General features: G+C 37.6%; 21 protein-coding genes, 1 rRNA gene and 2 other annotated features (1 of these 24 cut by a window edge). All 22 genes read left to right on the top strand.

The window, feature by feature from the left end:
* Positions 1-113, top strand: a 5S ribosomal RNA gene (gene rrf, locus AC1DJR_RS02485); the annotation flags it as partial.
* Between the two features lie 213 nt (positions 114-326).
* Positions 327-788, top strand: coding sequence for a transcriptional regulator CtsR (gene ctsR, locus AC1DJR_RS02480; protein ID WP_477001950.1), 462 nt, complete (start codon positions 327-329; stop codon positions 786-788).
* A gap of 169 nt (positions 789-957) precedes the next feature.
* Positions 958-1,506: a UvrB/UvrC motif-containing protein gene (locus tag AC1DJR_RS02475; protein WP_477001949.1), complete on the top strand. Its 549-nt coding sequence runs from the start codon at positions 958-960 to the stop codon at positions 1,504-1,506.
* 4 nt (positions 1,507-1,510) lie between these two features.
* Positions 1,511-2,575 carry a protein arginine kinase gene (locus AC1DJR_RS02470; RefSeq protein WP_002169332.1) on the top strand — a complete coding sequence of 355 codons (1,065 nt, stop codon included), beginning with the start codon at positions 1,511-1,513 and terminating at the stop codon, positions 2,573-2,575.
* Positions 2,576-2,597: 22 nt separating this feature from the next.
* The gene (clpC, locus tag AC1DJR_RS02465; protein ID WP_002063405.1) at positions 2,598-5,033 is read left to right on the top strand and encodes an ATP-dependent protease ATP-binding subunit ClpC; all 2,436 of its coding nucleotides are present in this window, start codon (positions 2,598-2,600) and stop codon (positions 5,031-5,033) included.
* A gap of 94 nt (positions 5,034-5,127) precedes the next feature.
* A complete protein-coding gene (radA, locus tag AC1DJR_RS02460) occupies positions 5,128-6,504 on the top strand; it encodes a DNA repair protein RadA (protein WP_002009817.1) in 1,377 nt (458 codons plus the stop codon).
* A gap of 3 nt (positions 6,505-6,507) precedes the next feature.
* Positions 6,508-7,581, top strand: a complete 1,074-nt coding sequence (disA, locus tag AC1DJR_RS02455) for a DNA integrity scanning diadenylate cyclase DisA (protein WP_000392162.1) — start codon at positions 6,508-6,510, stop codon at positions 7,579-7,581.
* Positions 7,582-7,741: 160 nt separating this feature from the next.
* Entirely contained in the window at positions 7,742-8,845 is a 1,104-nt protein-coding gene (locus AC1DJR_RS02450; protein WP_002063406.1) for a PIN/TRAM domain-containing protein, read from the top strand.
* Positions 8,846-8,861: 16 nt separating this feature from the next.
* The gene (gene ispD / locus AC1DJR_RS02445) at positions 8,862-9,542 is read left to right on the top strand and encodes a 2-C-methyl-D-erythritol 4-phosphate cytidylyltransferase (RefSeq protein ID WP_002009811.1); all 681 of its coding nucleotides are present in this window, start codon (positions 8,862-8,864) and stop codon (positions 9,540-9,542) included.
* 113 nt (positions 9,543-9,655) lie between these two features.
* A complete protein-coding gene (gene ispF / locus AC1DJR_RS02440) occupies positions 9,656-10,132 on the top strand; it encodes a 2-C-methyl-D-erythritol 2,4-cyclodiphosphate synthase (protein WP_000488386.1) in 477 nt (158 codons plus the stop codon).
* A gap of 89 nt (positions 10,133-10,221) precedes the next feature.
* On the top strand, positions 10,222-11,679 hold the full coding sequence (gene gltX, locus AC1DJR_RS02435; RefSeq protein ID WP_477001948.1) for a glutamate--tRNA ligase: 1,458 nt from the start codon (positions 10,222-10,224) through the stop codon (positions 11,677-11,679).
* 47 nt (positions 11,680-11,726) lie between these two features.
* Positions 11,727-11,972: a binding site (T-box leader), on the top strand.
* Positions 11,973-12,109: 137 nt separating this feature from the next.
* Complete coding sequence (gene cysE / locus AC1DJR_RS02430; RefSeq protein ID WP_002091498.1) at positions 12,110-12,775, top strand: serine O-acetyltransferase; 666 nt, start codon at positions 12,110-12,112, stop codon at positions 12,773-12,775.
* Positions 12,756-13,763 carry a cysteine--tRNA ligase gene (gene cysS / locus AC1DJR_RS02425; protein WP_477001947.1) on the top strand — a complete coding sequence of 336 codons (1,008 nt, stop codon included), beginning with the start codon at positions 12,756-12,758 and terminating at the stop codon, positions 13,761-13,763. The genes cysE and cysS overlap by 20 nt, the downstream gene beginning before the upstream one ends.
* Before the next feature lie 2 nt (positions 13,764-13,765).
* Positions 13,766-14,173 carry a Mini-ribonuclease 3 gene (locus AC1DJR_RS02420; protein WP_002009804.1) on the top strand — a complete coding sequence of 136 codons (408 nt, stop codon included), beginning with the start codon at positions 13,766-13,768 and terminating at the stop codon, positions 14,171-14,173.
* The gene (gene rlmB, locus AC1DJR_RS02415; RefSeq protein ID WP_002091503.1) at positions 14,170-14,913 is read left to right on the top strand and encodes a 23S rRNA (guanosine(2251)-2'-O)-methyltransferase RlmB; all 744 of its coding nucleotides are present in this window, start codon (positions 14,170-14,172) and stop codon (positions 14,911-14,913) included. The genes AC1DJR_RS02420 and rlmB overlap by 4 nt, the downstream gene beginning before the upstream one ends.
* A 3-nt stretch (positions 14,914-14,916) precedes the next feature.
* Entirely contained in the window at positions 14,917-15,429 is a 513-nt protein-coding gene (locus AC1DJR_RS02410; RefSeq protein ID WP_002009801.1) for an NYN domain-containing protein, read from the top strand.
* A 67-nt stretch (positions 15,430-15,496) separates the two neighbouring features.
* Positions 15,497-16,156, top strand: a complete 660-nt coding sequence (locus tag AC1DJR_RS02405) for an RNA polymerase factor sigma-70 (RefSeq protein WP_002009799.1) — start codon at positions 15,497-15,499, stop codon at positions 16,154-16,156.
* Positions 16,157-16,284: 128 nt separating this feature from the next.
* Positions 16,285-16,431, top strand: a complete 147-nt coding sequence (gene rpmG, locus AC1DJR_RS02400) for a 50S ribosomal protein L33 (RefSeq protein WP_012260172.1) — start codon at positions 16,285-16,287, stop codon at positions 16,429-16,431.
* Positions 16,432-16,463: 32 nt separating this feature from the next.
* Positions 16,464-16,643 (top strand): preprotein translocase subunit SecE, encoded by a 180-nt coding sequence (gene secE / locus AC1DJR_RS02395; RefSeq protein WP_002009797.1) that lies wholly within the window; start codon positions 16,464-16,466, stop codon positions 16,641-16,643.
* A 131-nt stretch (positions 16,644-16,774) separates the two neighbouring features.
* Positions 16,775-17,308: a transcription termination/antitermination protein NusG gene (gene nusG / locus AC1DJR_RS02390; RefSeq protein WP_477001946.1), complete on the top strand. Its 534-nt coding sequence runs from the start codon at positions 16,775-16,777 to the stop codon at positions 17,306-17,308.
* A gap of 168 nt (positions 17,309-17,476) precedes the next feature.
* Positions 17,477-17,902, top strand: coding sequence for a 50S ribosomal protein L11 (gene rplK / locus AC1DJR_RS02385; RefSeq protein ID WP_001085872.1), 426 nt, complete (start codon positions 17,477-17,479; stop codon positions 17,900-17,902).
* A 180-nt stretch (positions 17,903-18,082) separates the two neighbouring features.
* On the top strand, positions 18,083-18,775 hold the full coding sequence (gene rplA / locus AC1DJR_RS02380) for a 50S ribosomal protein L1 (protein WP_477001945.1): 693 nt from the start codon (positions 18,083-18,085) through the stop codon (positions 18,773-18,775).
* A gap of 49 nt (positions 18,776-18,824) precedes the next feature.
* Positions 18,825-18,834: a sequence feature (ribosomal protein L10 leader region), on the top strand (it continues 136 nt past the right edge of the window).

The raw sequence follows: 18,834 nt of genomic DNA, 5'->3' as shown, positions 1-18,834 counted from the left end.
GGTGATGATGGCAGAGAGGTCACACCCGTTCCCATACCGAACACGGAAGTTAAGCTCTCTAGCGCCGATGGTAGTTGGGACCTTGTCCCTGTGAGAGTAGGACGTCGCCAAGCAAGATAAAAACACAAGTCTTTTGACTTGTGTTTTTTCGCGTTTCTTTTTACAATTCATAGTAATTTAAAAAATCTTTACTTAAAGAATCGTCCTTTTGATTAAAGACAGGGAAATGTGGCTAGGATAGTGAATAAGCAAAAGAGTTGCAAATTTTTTTAATACGTATATAATTAAAGTCAAAGATAGTCAAAGTCAATAAAGGTGGCGGATAAATGAGAAATATATCTGATATCATTGAGAAATATCTAAAGCAAGTTATTGACTTAAGCAATAATAATGCGATTGAAATCAAGAGGAATGAGGTCGCTGATCGATTCGATTGTGTGCCGTCTCAAATCAACTATGTAATCAATACCCGTTTTACGTTAGAAAGAGGATTTGTAGTAGAAAGTAAACGAGGTGGAGGAGGTTACATTCGCATTATAAAAGTCACACTGCATGATGATATAGACATTATTGATCAAAYGCTTCATATGATTGATCATAGCGTTGCACAAGGAAATGCTGAAAGTATGATTATACGTTTAATAGAAGAGGGGATTATAACAAATCGTGAAGCTAAACTTATGTTAAGCGTACTAGATCGTTCTGTATTATTAATGGATGTTCCTTCTCGAGATGAACTTAGGGCTCGAATATTATGCGCAATGTTAAGAACACTGAAATATAAATAAATATAACTTTTGTTAAGAATGATAGCTAAGATAATGCAGTTTAATATTGTAGGGATTTTGAAAGATGACATGTGCTTTTACTAAATGGATTAAGGAAAGAGAACAATCTAGTAATGTATGAAAAGTATCATGAGATAGATCGTTCCTGTTGTAAAGGTGGGGGATAGCGATGACTTGTCAAAACTGTAATATAAGACCAGCAACTTTACATTATACAAAAGTAATCAACGGAAAAAAGGCGGAAGTTCATCTTTGCGAGCAATGTGCAGAACAAAGTGGCTATACGTCTTTCTTTCAATCACCGCAGTCTAATTTTTCATTCCATGACCTATTAGCCGGATTATTGCATAGTGAACCAGCAATGTTTGAAGAAGGGCAAGATGCATTTTCAAATACAAATATATCAAGATGTCCGAATTGTAAGATGACATATGAACAATTTACAAAAGTGGGACGMTTTGGATGTGCTTCTTGTTACGATACATTTAAGGRGCATTTAAAACCATTGTTAAAACGTCTTCACGGTGGGCATACGGATCATTGTGGAAAAATTCCTGAACGTATAGAAGGAAATATCTACTTAAAGAAAGAATTAGATGAACTAAAACTCAATCTGAAACAATATGTACAGAAAGAGGAATTTGAGAAAGCGGCTGAAGTACGAGATAAAATTCGAGGTCTTGTAAATCAGCTTAGTGAGCATAGAGAGGGGGAATAGTTCTATGTCACTGGACAGAATCATGAATGAAGCGATTAGTCCATGGATGAAGGGAGATGGCCCTGATTCTGATATTGTTTTAAGTAGTCGAATTCGTTTGGCTCGTAATTTTAAAAAATATCAATTCTCTACTATGCAAAACGAGGAAGAAGCTAAGCAGATTCATGAGTTATTTAAGAAGAAGTTTATAAAAAAACCTGTTGAACCTTTTGGGGAGTTTGAACTATTAAAAATGAATGAATTAAATCCTCTTCAAAGGAGAGTTTTAGTTGAGAAGCATTTAATTAGTCCAAATCTTGCAGGAACAGAATACGGAGCATGCCTACTATCAGAAAGTGAACATATAAGTATCATGCTTAATGAAGAGGATCATGTTAGGATTCAGTGCCTATTTTCAGGTTTACAGTTATCAGAGGCGCTTCAAAGTGCCAATCAAATAGATAATTGGATCGAGGAGCAGGTTGAATATGCTTTTGATGAATCGCTTGGATATATTACGAGTTGCCCGACTAACGTCGGTACAGGATTAAGGGCTTCGGTAATGATTCATTTGCCGGGACTGGTTTTAACGAAAAGAATTAACCGTATTATACAAGTAATTCAAAAATTAGGGTTAGTAGTAAGAGGAATATACGGTGAAGGTAGCGAAGCGTTAGGTAATATATTTCAAGTGTCAAATCAAATGACACTAGGGAAATCAGAAGAAGATATTATTGCAGATTTAAAGAGTGTCATTCAACAAATCATCCATCAAGAAAAAACGGCTAGAGAATTAATTGTACAAAATTCAAGCATTGAGCTTGAAGATAAAGTATATCGTTCTTACGGAATACTAGCTAACAGTCGTTTAATTCAATCTGCAGAAGCAGCCACTTGCTTATCAGATGTACGGCTTGGTATTGACTTAGGATATATACAAGGTATATCGAGAAATATTTTAACTGAGTTAATGGTTCTTACTCAGCCGGGCATTTTGCAACAATATGCAGGAGGACCTTTAGGACCAGAAGAAAGAGATTATCGAAGAGCAACCTTAATCCGTGAGCGATTACGAATTGAACAAAATTAAGCGCAAGTAGGAGGCGATTTCTATGATGTTTGGAAGATTTACAGAACGAGCACAGAAAGTATTAGCTTTATCTCAAGAGGAAGCAATTCGCATTGGGCATAATAATATTGGAACAGAACATATTTTACTTGGGCTTGTACGCGAAGGTGAAGGAATTGCAGCAAAAGCGTTAATTGCTCTTGGATTAAGTCCAGAGAAAGTTCAAAAAGAGGTAGAAGCATTAATTGGACGTGGAACGGAAGCTTCTCAAACAGTACATTACACACCTCGTGCTAAAAAAGTTATTGAGTTGTCTATGGACGAAGCTCGTAAGCTAGGCCATTCCTACGTTGGAACAGAACATATTTTACTTGGTTTAATCCGTGAAGGTGAAGGTGTAGCAGCACGCGTTTTAAATAATTTAGGTGTAAGCCTAAATAAAGCAAGACAACAAGTGTTACAACTCCTTGGAAGTAATGAAGCTAGTTCAGGTCACCAGGGTGGTTCATCAACAAATGCGAATACACCTACACTTGACAGTCTAGCACGTGATTTAACAGTTGTTGCACGTGAAAATCGTTTAGATCCTGTTATTGGACGTAGTAAAGAAATTCAACGTGTAATTGAAGTGTTAAGCCGTAGAACAAAAAACAATCCAGTATTAATTGGAGAACCTGGTGTAGGTAAGACAGCAATTGCGGAAGGATTAGCACAGCAAATTGTAAATAATGAAGTTCCTGAAACTTTAAGAGATAAGCGTGTTATGACATTAGATATGGGTACAGTTGTTGCTGGAACAAAATATCGTGGTGAATTTGAGGATCGTTTAAAGAAAGTGATGGATGAGATTCGCCAAGCTGGTAACATCATTCTATTTATTGATGAGCTTCATACGTTAATTGGTGCAGGAGGGGCGGAAGGTGCAATTGATGCATCGAATATTTTAAAACCATCTTTAGCACGTGGTGAATTACAATGTATTGGTGCAACAACTTTAGACGAATATCGTAAATATATTGAAAAGGATGCGGCATTAGAAAGACGTTTCCAACCAATTCATGTTGATGAACCAAACTTAGAAGAATCAGTTCAAATTTTAAAAGGTTTACGTGACCGTTATGAGGCGCATCACCGCGTATCTATTACAGATGATGCAATCGATGCGGCTGTAAAACTTTCAGATCGTTACATTACAGACCGTTTTTTACCTGATAAAGCAATCGATTTAATTGATGAGGCTGCATCAAAAGTGCGCTTACGTTCTTATACAACACCGCCAAACTTAAAAGAGCTTGAAGTGAAGCTTGAGGAAATTAGAAAAGAAAAAGATGCAGCTGTACAAAGCCAAGAATTTGAAAAAGCTGCTTCCTTACGTGATATGGAACAACGTTTGCGTGAAAAGTTAGAAGATACAAAGCGTCAGTGGAAAGAGAAACAAGGACAAGAAAACTCAGAAGTAACAGTAGAAGATATTGCAAATGTCGTTTCCACATGGACACGTATTCCAGTTTCTAAACTTGCACAAACAGAGACAGATAAATTATTAAACTTGGAATCAATTTTACATGATCGTTTAATTGGGCAGGATGAAGCAGTTGTAGCTGTGGCAAAAGCTGTTCGTCGTGCGAGAGCGGGATTAAAAGATCCGAAACGTCCAATTGGCTCATTTATTTTCCTAGGACCTACTGGTGTAGGTAAAACAGAACTAGCAAGGGCATTAGCGGAATCTATGTTCGGTGATGAGGATGCAATGATCCGCATCGATATGTCTGAGTACATGGAAAAGCATTCTACTTCTCGTTTAGTTGGATCTCCTCCAGGATATGTTGGATATGAAGAAGGTGGACAATTAACAGAGAAAGTTCGTCGTAAGCCATATTCAGTTGTCTTATTAGATGAAGTAGAGAAAGCTCATCCTGATGTGTTTAATATTTTACTACAAGTATTAGAAGAYGGCCGTTTAACAGATTCTAAAGGACGTACAGTTGATTTCCGTAATACAATTGTTATTATGACGTCTAATGTTGGTGCAGACGCATTAAAACGTAATAAACATCTTGGATTTAACGTACAAGATGAGAGCCGCGATTATTCAGATATGAAAGGTAAAGTAATGGATGAATTGAAAAAAGCATTTCGTCCAGAATTCTTAAACCGTATTGATGAAATTATCGTGTTCCATATGCTTGAGAAAAAACATATTCAAGAAATTGTAACTCTTATGGTGAATCAGTTAGTGAATCGCTTAAAAGAACAAGAGATTGAATTGCACTTAACAGAAGGAGCAATTTCAGCAATTGCTGATAAAGGATTTGATCGAGAGTACGGTGCTCGTCCGCTTCGTAGAGCAATTCAAAAACATGTAGAAGATAGACTATCAGAAGAACTGTTAAAAGGTGCTATTGAGAAAGGACAAAAAGTTATCTTTGATATAGAAGGAGAATCATTTGTCATTCATAGTGCGGAAAAGGTAAAATAAGTATAGACAAACAAAGAGGGCTACGCGATAGCCCTCTTTCTTGTACGAGAAGGATAAACGTTTGTAGATGAAAGTGAAGTGAACTATAAAAGATATGGCTAAAAAGAAAACAAAATTTACATGTCAAGAATGTGGTTATCAGTCGCCAAAATATATGGGGAAATGTCCTGGATGTGGTCAATGGAATACGCTTGTTGAAGAGATGGAACCAGTTGTATCATCAAGACGCCTTAATTATGCCAATGCAATTCAATCAGAAGTAACAAAACCAAGACGCTTAACAGAGGTAGAAACAAAGTCTGAGGCGCGTATTGAAACGAAATTTCAAGAGTTTAACCGTGTACTTGGTGGCGGGATTGTAGATGGATCTTTAGTACTTATTGGTGGAGACCCTGGGATTGGGAAATCAACATTGTTATTACAAATTTCATCGCAATTAGCAGATTCTTCATATGATGTACTATACATATCAGGTGAGGAGTCAGCAAAGCAAATCAAACTTCGTGCAGATCGTTTGCATGTAAAGGGTAGTAATCTATTTGTTGTAGCAGAGACTGATTTACAGAGAATTGCAGCGCACATTGAAGAGATGAATCCAGCTTTTGTTGTTATTGACTCCATTCAGACGATACATTTACCTGAAGTGACGTCAGCCCCAGGGAGTGTAACACAAGTACGTGAATGTACAGCGGAATTAATGAAACTTGCAAAGACRAAAGGGATTCCTATTTTTATCGTCGGACATGTGACAAAAGAAGGGGCAATTGCAGGACCACGTATGCTAGAACATATGGTTGATGCAGTTCTTTACTTTGAAGGAGATCGTCACCATACATATCGTATTTTGCGAGCTGTGAAGAACCGTTTTGGTTCCACAAATGAAATGGGTATCTTTGAAATGAAGGAACTAGGTCTTGCAGAAGTACTAAATCCTTCTGAAATTTTCCTTGAGGAACGTCCAGTTGGAGTTGCAGGATCCACAGTGGTTGCTTCAATGGAAGGAACAAGACCGGTTTTAGTAGAAATACAAGCATTAATCTCCCCTACTAGTTTTGGAAATCCTCGAAGAATGGCGACGGGAATTGATCATAACCGCGTTTCACTTATTATGGCAGTGCTAGAAAAAAGAACAGGTTTATTGTTGCAAAATCAAGACGCATATTTAAAAGTTGCGGGTGGCTTGAAATTAGATGAACCAGCAATCGATTTAGCTGTCGCCTTAAGTATTGCTTCAAGTTTCAGAGATAAAGCTACTGCACCAGCCGATGCGGTAATAGGAGAAGTAGGCCTAACTGGAGAAATAAGAAGAGTATCAAGAATTGAACAACGTGTACAAGAAGCAGCGAAATTAGGATTTCAACGTGCTATTATTCCTAGAAAAAATTTGGGAGGATGGACAATTCCAGATGGGATTGAGGTAGTAGGTGTTTCTAATTTAGGAGAAGCGCTTCGTTTGACATTAGGAGGCTAGGCTATGGAGGAAAACAAGCAGCGTGTCAAAAGCATGATTAATATTCTACAGCTTGTTGCCCCAGGAACACCACTACGCGAAGGGATAGATAACGTACTTCGTGCGCAAACTGGAGGGCTAATTGTTCTTGGGTATAATGAGCAGATTAAAAGTATTGTTGATGGAGGATTTCACATTAATTGTGCATTCTCACCGGCTAGTTTATATGAATTAGCAAAAATGGATGGGGCACTTATTTTAAATGAAACTGGGAGCAAAATTTTAATTGCAAATGCACAATTAGTTCCAGATCCATCCATTGATTCTATTGAAACAGGTATGCGTCACCGAACGGCAGAGCGTGTAGCAAAGCAGACGGCTAGCCTTGTTGTGGCTATTTCACAAAGACGTAACGTAATTACACTATATCAAGGGAACTTACGTTATACACTAAAAGATATAGGTGTAATTTTAACAAAGGCAAACCAAGCTATTCAAACGTTAGAAAAATATAAAGCTGTATGGAATGATGGGATTACGAATTTGGGYATTCTAGAATTTGAAGAGGTCGTTACAATGTCCGAGGTAGTTCACGTTTTACATAGTGTTGAAATGGTACTGCGTATTAAAAATGAAATAGTGAGCTACATTCATGAGTTAGGAACGGAAGGAAGGTTAATTCGTTTACAACTTACAGAATTACTAGCCGACTTAGAAGCAGAGGCAGCGTTATTAATTAAGGATTATTATCAAGAAAAAACGCAGGATCACCATCAAATTTTGAAAAAGTTACAAGATCTTGCAAATACACAGCTTTTAGAGGATAGCGATTTAGTTAAATTGCTCGGCTATCCAGGGCAAATGAGCTTAGAAGAAAGCGTGACACCGAGGGGATACCGAATCGCAAGCAAAATTTCTCGTGTTCCACCACTTATCATTGAAAATTTAATTAATCGATTTAAAACATTGCAAGGTGTTTGTCGTGCAACTATTAATGAATTGGATGATGTGGAAGGAATTGGGGAAGTTAGGGCGAAGAAAATACGAGAGGGCCTAAAAAGAATTCAAGAGCATCTCTATATGAGTAGACACAATTAAGAATATTACATTGATTCCATAATATAACGACACTAGAACATTTTTGTTATATGATATGGTATATTGGTAAATAAAACTATTTACAAAAAAACACGTCCGCTTTTGCATTCGGCGTTTTGATTAGCAAAACAATGGTTAATAATGAGTAGGAGGTGGTTGGATGTTAAAAAGGATCGTACAGCTCTTCTTTTTAGTGATCGGGGGAGCGTTAGGGATTTTTCTAATCCCAAAAGTTATTAATGTATTGGACGTTGGTGCTGTTCCTTTGCTTGAGGGATCGTACGTTCGTGCAATTATTGGTGCAATTATTTTATTTTTAACAACATTTTGGCTTGTGGATTATATTGTTCAACTTATTAAACATATCGAAGAAGCCCTTGTAAAGGCACCGGTAGCGGATGTTTTATTTGGTACATTAGGGTTGATCTCTGGTCTTATTGTTGCATATTTAATTTTGATACCAATTCGTGAATTCACGATTCCAGTCATTAGTACAGTATTACAAGTGTTCTTTACTCTTTTACTTGGTTATTTAGGATTCCAAGTAGGATTTAAAAAGAGAAAYGAATTGCTAGGATTATTTACATTACCCCAGCGTGGAGGTAAGAAGAAAAACAATAGCGAGAACGAAGAGGTAGAGGTAGAAAAATCTACAACTCATTGGAAAATTCTCGATACAAGCGTAATTATTGATGGACGTATTGCGGATATTTGCCAAACGAAGTTTTTAGAAGGAACAATTGTGATTCCACAATTCGTATTAGAAGAGCTTCAGCATATTGCCGATTCTTCTGATGCTTTAAAGCGTAATCGTGGTCGCAGAGGATTAGACATTTTAAATCGTATTCAAAAAGAGCTACCAATTCCGGTGGAAATTTATGAAGGCGATTTTGAGGATATCCAAGAGGTGGATAGCAAGCTTGTAAAGTTAGCTAAAATCACTGGTGGAACTGTTGTAACAAATGATTTCAACTTAAACAAAGTTTCTGAATTACAAGGAGTAACAGTATTAAACATTAACGATTTAGCAAATGCAATTAAACCAGTCGTACTCCCTGGCGAAGAATTAAGTGTTTATGTTGTGAAAGATGGTAAAGAACAAAATCAAGGTGTGGCATATTTAGATGATGGCACGATGATTGTAGTAGAAGACGGTAGAGAATATGTCGGTTCGCAACTTAATGTACTAGTTACAAGTGTGTTGCAAACATCGGCTGGTCGTATGATTTTCGCAAAACGTAAATTATTAGAAAAAGCATTATAAGTAGAGGATTATTAATATGTATACGTTAATTATTCCAGCAGCGGGTCAAGGGAAACGGATGGGTGCTGGCAAAAACAAGTTGTTCTTACTTATAAATGGAGTACCTATCATTGTGCATACATTACGTGCTTTTGAAAAAGATAAAGCATGTAAACGTATTATCATGGCAATTAACGAAGARGAACGCCCTTATTTTGAGGAGTTAATGCAGAAGTACCCGGTTGAAAAGCAGGTGCAATTTATTCAAGGCGGGGCCGAAAGACAAGATAGTGTGTATAATGCGCTTCAGTATGTGAGTGGWGTKGARTATGTTCTCGTACACGATGGTGCACGCCCGTTCGTAACGAATAAGATGATGCAAGATGTATTAACTGCAGCAGAGAAATATGGTGCTTCCATTTGTGCGGTGCCAGTGAAGGATACCATTAAGAAAGTAGAACAGGGTGTTGTTGTTGAAACGGTAGAACGTTCTCAGCTTAAAGCGGTTCAAACACCACAAGGATTTTCTGTTCCTCTTTTATTAGAAGCTCACAGAAGTGCAAAGCAAAGTTGTTTTCTTGGTACAGATGACGCAAGTCTCGTAGAACGTGTAGGGAAGAAAGTAGGCGTAGTAGAGGGGAGTTACTATAATATTAAAGTGACGACTCCAGAGGATTTACTAATTGCTGAAAGTTTCCTTCATGTTCAGAAGAAATAGAAGTGATGGTATTATAGTAAAGAAAAGCTCGGCAGTTGCCGGGCTTTTCTTTATAGAGATAGCAATATAATATAGAATTTATAAAGTAGTTTAGATTGAGGAGGATGTAAAGAATGTTTCGAATTGGACAAGGTTTTGATGTACATGAATTTGCGGAAGGKAGACCGTTAATTATCGGYGGAATTACAATTCCTCATGAAAAAGGATTAATCGGTCACTCGGATGCAGATGTATTGTTACATACGATTGCTGACGCATGTCTAGGAGCAATTGCAGCAGGAGATATTGGAAAACATTTTCCCGATACAGATCCTGCCTTTAAAGATGCGGATTCAGCTGTATTGTTACAAAAGGTTTGGGAATTTGTGCGTGAACAAGGTTATGAGCTAGGGAACCTAGATTGTACAATTATTGCCCAAAAGCCAAAAATGGCACCGCATATTGAAAGCATGCGTAAACGTATTAGTGAACTATTAGAAACGTCTATTGATAATATTAATGTAAAGGCAACAACAACAGAAAAATTAGGATTTACAGGTAGAGAAGAAGGGATTGCTTCTCAAGCGGTTGTTTTATTACAGAAAAAATAGTGGTTTTTAATTCGTAAGATGGATAATCACGTTTTTTTGGTGTACAATTATAGAATGTGTTGACATTAAGATTGGAAGGTGTACCAACTATGGAAAAGCAAGTGAGAGTGCGCTATGCGCCAAGTCCAACAGGACACTTACATATCGGAAATGCGCGTACGGCATTATTTAATTATTTATTTGCTCGTCATCAAGATGGTAAGTTTATTATTCGTATTGAAGATACTGATGTGAAACGTAATGTTGCTGGTGGAGAAGAAAGCCAATTAAAATACTTGAAATGGCTCGGTATGGACTGGGATGAAGGTGTTGATGTTGGTGGTGAATTTGGACCATATCGTCAAACAGAGCGTTTAGATATTTATAAAAAATTATATAAAGATTTATTAGAGCGTGATTTAGCTTACAAATGTTATATGACAGAAGAAGAGCTAGAARCAGAGCGTGAAGGTCAAATCGCTCGTGGTGAAACACCGCGTTATGCAGGAAACCACCGTGATTTAACTGAGGAGCAAATTAAAGGATTTGAGGCTGAAGGCCGTATTCCAAGTATTCGCTTCCGTGTGCCGGCTGATAGTGACTACACGTTTAAAGATCTCGTAAAAGATGAAGTTGCATTCCATTCAAATGATTTTGGTGATTTCGTTATCGTGAAAAAAGATGGAATTCCAACTTATAACTTTGCGGTAGCGGTAGATGATCACTTAATGGAGATTACACACGTACTTCGTGGTGATGATCATATTTCAAACACGCCAAAACAAATGATGATTTATGAAGCTTTCGGTTGGGATATCCCGAAGTTCGGTCATATGACTTTAATTGTAAACGAAAGCCGTAAAAAGCTAAGTAAGCGTGACGAATCTATTATTCAATTTATTGAGCAATATAAAGAGCTTGGATATCTTCCAGAAGCAATCTTTAACTTTATTGCATTACTAGGTTGGTCACCAGTAGGTGAAGAAGAAGTCTTCTCTCAAGATGAGTTTATCAAAATGTTTGATGCAGCTCGTTTATCAAAATCACCTGCATTATTTGATTCCCAAAAACTAAAATGGATGAACAACCAATATATGAAAAAACAAGATTTAGATACGGTTGTTGAACTAAGCTTACCGCATTTAGTGAAAGCGGGTCGCGTAGGTGAAAACTTAAGCGAACAAGAACAAGCGTGGGTTCGTGATGTAATTGCTTTATATCATGACCAAATGAGCTTTGGAGCTGAAATTGTAGAGCTTTCTGAAATGTTCTTTAAAGATCATGTTGATCATGAAGAAGAGGGACAAGAAGTATTGAAAGGTGAACAAGTACCTGAAGTACTTCGTGCATTTGCCGATCAATTAGAAGCTTTAGAAGCAATGGAGCCAGCGGCAGTTAAGGCGGCTATTAAAGCAGTTCAAAAAGAAACAGGACATAAAGGTAAAAACCTATTTATGCCAATCCGTGTTGCTACTACTGGACAAACACATGGTCCAGAGCTTCCTAACGCTATTGCTCTTCTTGGAAAAGAAAAAGTTTTAAATCGTATTCAAAAAGTAATTGGTTAACATTTTCTAGGTTTAGCAATATAATAAGTATATCTAAAATCTAATAAGGAAAAGCGACGAGAAGGAGAAGTAGAAAATCAGGCTTTTTACAGAGAGAACCACCCTTAGGCTGGAAGTGGTTTATAAGCGGATTTTTGAAATGCCCCTTCGAGTCTTCTGTTGAACAGCGAAGTATTTCGCGGAACGTCTTAGGGCGCAAAGTAAACAGAAGCGGTGTAAACCGTTATCATGGATGAGTTTGAGGCTTCTTTAGCCTAAACAGAGTGGAACCGCGCTTAAAAGGCGTCTCTGTCTATATGACAGAGACGTCTTTTTTTTATACCGTGTAAATGGTGTGAGTATAAGTTTTATCCCCTTGTATAGAGATTTAGGGGGAAGTGGGGAGTTAGTTCACTCGAAAAAAGCAGCCCATAAAGGGGAGGGAACATCGATGTTTAAGAGGCTTCGGGAAGATATTGAAGTCGTTTTTGAACAGGATCCAGCGGCAAGAAGTTATTTCGAAGTCATTTTAACTTACTCTGGATTACATGCAGTTTGGGCCCATCGAATTGCACATGCTTTTTATAAAAGGAATTTTTTCTTTATGGCACGTTGGATTTCGCAAGTTAGTCGTTTTTTTACTGGCATTGAGATTCATCCAGGAGCAACTATTGGTCGTCGTTTTTTCATTGATCATGGAATGGGGGTTGTAATTGGAGAAACGTGTGAAATTGGCGAAAACGTAACAATTTATCAAGGTGTCACATTAGGTGGTACAGGTAAAGAAAAAGGAAAGAGGCACCCTACAATTCAGGATAATGTATTAATTGCAACAGGTGCTAAAGTACTAGGTTCTATTACTATTGGAGAGAATTCTAAAATTGGAGCAGGATCTGTCGTGTTAAAGGAAGTTCCTGCGCATTCTACAGTTGTAGGTATACCTGGCCGAGTCGTTATTCAAAATGGAGTAAAGATTGGTCAAGAATTAAATCATTCTGATCTTCCGGATCCGATTTTTGATAAATTAAAGGTTATGGAAGTAGAACTTGATAAATTGAGAAAGCAACTCGAAGTAAAGGTAGGAAGGAAGGATAAAAATGACTATTCACATTTATAATACGTTAACGCGTCAAAAAGAAGAGTTTATGCCATTAGAAGAAAATAAGGTAAAGATGTATGTGTGCGGACCTACAGTGTATAACTACATTCACATTGGGAATGCAAGACCACCTATGGTGTTTGATACAGTACGCCGTTACTTAGAATATAAAGGATATGATGTGCAGTATGTATCTAACTTTACTGACGTGGATGATAAATTAATTAAGGCGGCAAACGAATTAGGTGAAGATGTGCCAACAATTGCAGATCGTTTTGTTGAAGCTTACTTTGAAGATGTAACGGCACTAGGTTGCAAACATGCAACGGTTCATCCACGTGTAACGGAAAATATGGATATCATTATTGAATTTATTCAAGAACTTGTGAATAAAGGGTATGCATATGAATCAGAAGGTGATGTGTACTTTAAAACGAAAGAATTCGAAGGTTACGGTAAATTATCACATCAACCGATTGCAGACTTACGTCACGGTGCACGTATTGAAGTAGGAGAAAAGAAACAAGACCCTCTTGATTTTGCTTTATGGAAAGCTGCGAAAGAAGGAGAAATCTTCTGGGAAAGCCCTTGGGGGAAAGGACGCCCAGGGTGGCATATTGAATGCTCAGCAATGGCGCGTAAATATTTAGGGGATACAATTGATATTCATGCTGGTGGTCAAGATTTAGCATTTCCTCATCATGAAAATGAAATTGCGCAGTCTGAGGCGTTAAATCACGCAAATCAATATTTGTTAGAAGAACATACTTCTAAAGTTGTAATTGAAGCGTATGTAAAACAACTTGAAACATTATTTAGTATTTTAGGATTAGAATTAGCGCAAGAAGAGTTGCTTGATGAAGAAATTGAAGCACTAATCCAAAAGCGTATTGAAGCTCGTCAAAATCGTGACTTCGCACTATCTGATCAAATTCGCGATGATTTAAAAGGACGTAATATTATTTTAGAAGATACCGCTCAAGGTACAAGATGGAAAAGAGGATAAGAATGATTGATGCAAAGCAATTGAACAGCTTAGCTTTAGCATATATGGGTGATGCGGTATATGAGCAATATATCCGCTATCACCTCCTTCAAAAGGGGACAGTTCGCCCTAATCAATTACATCGCTTAGGGACGGGCTTTGTTTCGGCAAAAGCACAGGCGAAAGTTGTTTATCATTTATTAGAAACGGCATTTTTGACAGAAGAGGAAGAGGCGGTATTAAGAAGAGGGCGTAATGCGAATTCGGGTACTGTTCCAAAAAATACAGATGTACAAACATATCGACACAGTACAGCCTTTGAAGCGCTAATCGGTTATCATCACTTGTTGAATAATCGTGAAAGATTGGACGAGATTGTATATAAGGCGATTGACGTTTTGGAAGAAAAGGAAGGGAGCACATCATCATGAGTAGTGAATATATTATCGGACGTAACCCTGTAATTGAAGCTTTAAGAGCGGGGCGAGATATTAATAAAATTTTGGTAGCGGAAGGTGCTGCCAAAGGACAAGTGCAAATTGTACTAGCATTAGCAAAAGAGAATAAGGTTATTTTGCAACACGCACCAAAGAAGAAATTAGATCAATTAGTTGAGGGTAATCATCAAGGTGTAATTGCTCAAGTAGCTGCATATCAATATGCTGAGTTAGAGGATTTGTTTAAATTAGCAGAAAAACGCAATGAAGATCCGTTCTTCTTAATTTTAGATGAAATTGAAGACCCACATAACTTAGGCTCTATTATGCGTACTGCGGATGCAACAGGGGCTCATGGGGTTATTATTCCAAAAAGAAGAGCGGTGGGGCTTACAGCGTCAGTTGCGAAAGCGTCGACTGGGGCAATTGAATATATTCCTGTTGCACGTGTAACAAATTTATCGCGTACAATTGATGAATTAAAAGAACGTGGACTTTGGATTGCTGGTACAGATGCCAAAGGGAAAACAGATTACCGTAATTTAGATGGTAATATGCCAATCGGACTAGTAATTGGTAGTGAAGGAAAAGGTATGAGTCGTATTATTGGTGAAAAGTGTGATTTCCTAATTACTTTACCGATGGTCGGTAAAGTTACATCCTTAAATGCTTCAGTAGCCGCAAGTTTGTTAATGTATGAGGTATATCGTAAACGTCACGAAATTGGTAAATAAAAAATGAACGATATTTTAATCGTTGACGGTTACAACATTATCGGGGCTTGGGGAGACTTGAAGAAACTGCGGGATGTAGATTTACAGTCATCAAGAGACGCACTTATTGATAAGATGGCGGATTATCAAGGCTATACAGGCACAAAGGTAATGATTGTCTTTGATGCCTATACAGTCTATGGTATTGAAAAAAAGATGAAACAATCACGGGTGGAAGTAATATTCACGAGAAAAAATCAAACTGCAGATGAAAAGATAGAACAACTTGCGATTGAGCTTAGAAATATAAATACACAAATATACGTTGCAACTTCGGATTATACGGAGCAATGGATTATATTTGCGCAAGGTGCACTTCGAAAATCTGCGCGTGAATTAGAGTTAGAAGTGCAAGCGATGGAACAACAAGTAAGAAGGTGTACAAAAGACACGAAAGAAAAGCAACCCGCCATGCGAAAGATATTTAGTGAAGATATTACAGAAAAATTAGAAAAATTAAGAAGAGGAGAGCGTTGAAGCATTGACGCTCTTTATCTTTTTACTGTATAATATTGCTAAATATATAGCGGTCGGAGGGATCAGGGTGGAAGCAGGCTTCGTAAGTGTAGGCGACGTTACATTTCGTGATTTAGAGGATGAGGCAATCGTTGAGTTAGTTCGAAAAGGTAATACTGACGCTCTAGAATATTTAATTCACAAATATAAGAACTTTGTTCGCGCGAAATCAAGATCTTATTTCTTAGTGGGTGCCGATCGAGAAGATATTGTTCAAGAAGGCATGATTGGATTGTTTAAAGCTATTCGTGATTATAAAGGGGACAAGCTGTCTTCGTTCAAAGCATTTGCTGAACTGTGTATCACTCGACAAATTATTACCGCTATTAAAACAGCAACAAGGCAAAAACATATTCCGTTAAATTCGTATGTGTCTTTAGATAAGCCAATTTACGATGAGGAATCTGATCGAACATTATTAGATGTTATTTCGGAATCGAAAGTAACTGATCCAGAAGAGATGATTATAAGTCAGGAAGAATATACAGACATAGAATCTAAAATATCTGAATTATTAAGCGATTTAGAAAGAAAAGTGCTCTCTTTATACTTAGATGGTCGTTCCTATCAAGAAATTTCAGAACAGTTAAACAGGCACGTGAAATCTATTGATAACGCATTGCAGCGTGTAAAAAGGAAATTAGAAAGATATATGGAGATGAGAGAGAGCACAACTTTAAATTCATAGCAAGTGCCGCAGGTGTAAAATAATTCACCTGTTTTCTTTTTGTTAAGAGAGTGAAAGTCATGACATTGACATTGTCTTTTGTTGTATGATACATTTTTAGGGACAATGTTACAAGGTTGGTGTAACTAATGAGGAAAAAAGTTGTACTCTCATGTGAAGAGTGTAAAAATCGAAACTACTCTACGATGAAAGATACGAGCTCAGTAGAGCGACTTGAGATAAAGAAGTTTTGTAAAACATGCAATAAGCATACAGTTCACAAAGAAACAAAATAAATAATTGAAATAATAAACTGGAGGTCCCGTAGATGCGTTTAACGAACTTTTTCGGCGATGTAGGTCGCGAAATGAAAAAAGTAAGTTGGCCTAAAAAAGATGAATTACTCCGATCAACAACGACTGTTATCGCGACAGTTGTGTTCTTTGCGATTTTCTTCGCAGTGGTTGATATGGGCATTTCTTCTTTAATTCGGTTAATTCTTGGTTAATTCTTGAATAAGAAGCACTTATCCATGATATAATGTTATTTATAAGAACTGTGTAAAAGCCCGGTGAACGGGTTTTTTCATTTGCGCAAAAAAATGTACGTCAGGGAGGGAAGGACGCTCGTCCTAAATGAATGGAAAAAAGTTGGTATGTTGTCCATACTTATTCTGGATATGAAAATAAAGTAAAAGCAAACCTAGAGAAACGTGTAGAATCAATGGGTATGCAAGATAAAATTTTCCGTGTTGTTGTCCCGGAAGAAGTAGAAGTAGAAATGAAAAATGGTAAAGAAAAAATAACGAAAAGAAAAGTGTTCCCAGGTTACGTATTAGTAGAACTAATCATGACTGACGATTCTTGGTATGTTGTTCGTAATACGCCAGGTGTAACAGGCTTTGTCGGTTCTTCTGGTTCAGGATCTAAACCATCGCCTCTATTAGAAGAGGAAGTTGTTACCATCATGAAGCATATGGGAATGGACAATGAAGTGGTTGATTTCGAATTTGAACTTCATGAAACAGTGCGTGTAAATGAGGGGCCATTCGCGGATTATACAGGTGCGATTGAAGAAATTGRTGTGGAAAAGAAAAAAGTTAGCGTGCTTGTAGACATGTTCGGTCGCGAGACTCCGGTTGAACTTGATTTCCATCAAATTGAAAAATTATAAAATGAAACTTGAAATGAATTGTAAAAAGTGATAATATCTTTTAAGTCAGTACGTCTTCGGTAACGGAGACGTTTTTTGAAAAAGATTTTATCATTATGATAAAATATGAAGTGGGAGGGCAAATCACTGCCCAATTGACCACATCACGGACTTAAGGAGGTGTGTCTCGTGGCTAAAAAGGTAATTAAAATGGTAAAACTTCAGATTCCTGCAGGTAAAGCTAATCCAGCTCCGCCGGTTGGTCCAGCATTAGGACAAGCAGGTGTTAACATCATGGGCTTCTGTAAAGAGTTTAACGCTCGTACAGCTGATCAAGCTGGTCTTATCATCCCTGTTGAAATTACGGTATTTGAAGACCGTTCATTCACTTTCATTACTAAAACTCCTCCTGCTGCTGTTCTTCTTAAGAAAGTAGCTGGTATTGAGTCTGGTTCTGGTGAACCAAACCGTAATAAAGTGGCAACTGTTAAGCGTGATAAAGTACGCGAAATCGCTGAAACTAAAATGCCTGACCTAAACGCTGCTAGCGTAGAAGCTGCAATGCGTATGGTTGAAGGTACTGCGCGCAGTATGGGCATCGTTATCGAAGACTAATTCGATTTGTTTTTTGTAAAAAAGGTTGCGGGTCTGGAATTCCAATTCGCAACCTTTATTATCGTAAATGATCATCATTTTTAAATAAATGGATGGGCGCACATCCTCGGGGGTTCCCGGAATGAAGGCGTAAACGTGGGAGGTTATTCCGCTAAAACCACATTCAAGGAGGAAACAAACATGGCTAAAAGAGGTAAAAAGTACGTTGAAGCTGCGAAGCTTGTTGATCGTGCATCTGCTTACTCTGCAACAGAAGCAGTAGAATTAGTAAAGAAAACAAACACAGCTAAATTTGATGCAACTGTAGAAGCTGCATTCCGTTTAGGTGTTGACCCTAAGAAAGCTGACCAACAAATTCGTGGTGCAGTTGTTCTTCCACACGGTACTGGTAAAGTACAACGTGTATTAGTATTCGCTAAAGGCGAAAAAGCAAAAGAAGCTGAAGCTGCTGGCGCTGAATTCGTAGGCGATGCTGATTACATCGGTAAAATCCAAAAAGGTTGGTTTGATTTCGATGTAGTAGTAGCAACTCCTGATATGATGGGTGAAGTTGGTAAACTTGGTCGTGTATTAGGACCTAAAGGTTTAATGCCAAACCCTAAAACTGGAACAGTTACTTTCGATGTAACTAAAGCTGTTAACGAAATCAAAGCTGGTAAAGTTGAATACCGCGTTGATAAAGCTGGTAACATCCACGTTCCAATCGGTAAAGTATCTTTCGAAGATGCTAAATTAGTAGAAAACTTCAAAACAATTGCTGRCACGCTACAAAAAGCTAAGCCAGCTGCTGCAAAAGGTACTTACATGAAGAACGCAACTGTTGCTTCTACAATGGGACCTGGCGTACGCGTAGACGTTTCTACACTTGCGTAAAAATTGGAAGTTGACTTCATAAAGAAGTTTTAATATAATCATTTATGTTGTGAATTTTA

The organism is Bacillus sp. 05T31, assembly GCF_056396725.1.
This window is presented reverse-complemented; position numbering and strand designations above follow the sequence as displayed.

Coding starts and splice junctions, on each gene's coding strand:
- AC1DJR_RS02470 (WP_002169332.1), top strand. CDS start 1,511: ATGTCACTGGACAGAATCATGAATGAAGCGATTAGTCCATGGATGAAG.
- rlmB (WP_002091503.1), top strand. CDS start 14,170: ATGAGTAGTGAATATATTATCGGACGTAACCCTGTAATTGAAGCTTTA.
- cysE (WP_002091498.1), top strand. CDS start 12,110: ATGTTTAAGAGGCTTCGGGAAGATATTGAAGTCGTTTTTGAACAGGAT.
- secE (WP_002009797.1), top strand. CDS start 16,464: ATGCGTTTAACGAACTTTTTCGGCGATGTAGGTCGCGAAATGAAAAAA.
- AC1DJR_RS02410 (WP_002009801.1), top strand. CDS start 14,917: ATGAACGATATTTTAATCGTTGACGGTTACAACATTATCGGGGCTTGG.
- AC1DJR_RS02420 (WP_002009804.1), top strand. CDS start 13,766: ATGATTGATGCAAAGCAATTGAACAGCTTAGCTTTAGCATATATGGGT.
- cysS (WP_477001947.1), top strand. CDS start 12,756: ATGACTATTCACATTTATAATACGTTAACGCGTCAAAAAGAAGAGTTT.
- rpmG (WP_012260172.1), top strand. CDS start 16,285: ATGAGGAAAAAAGTTGTACTCTCATGTGAAGAGTGTAAAAATCGAAAC.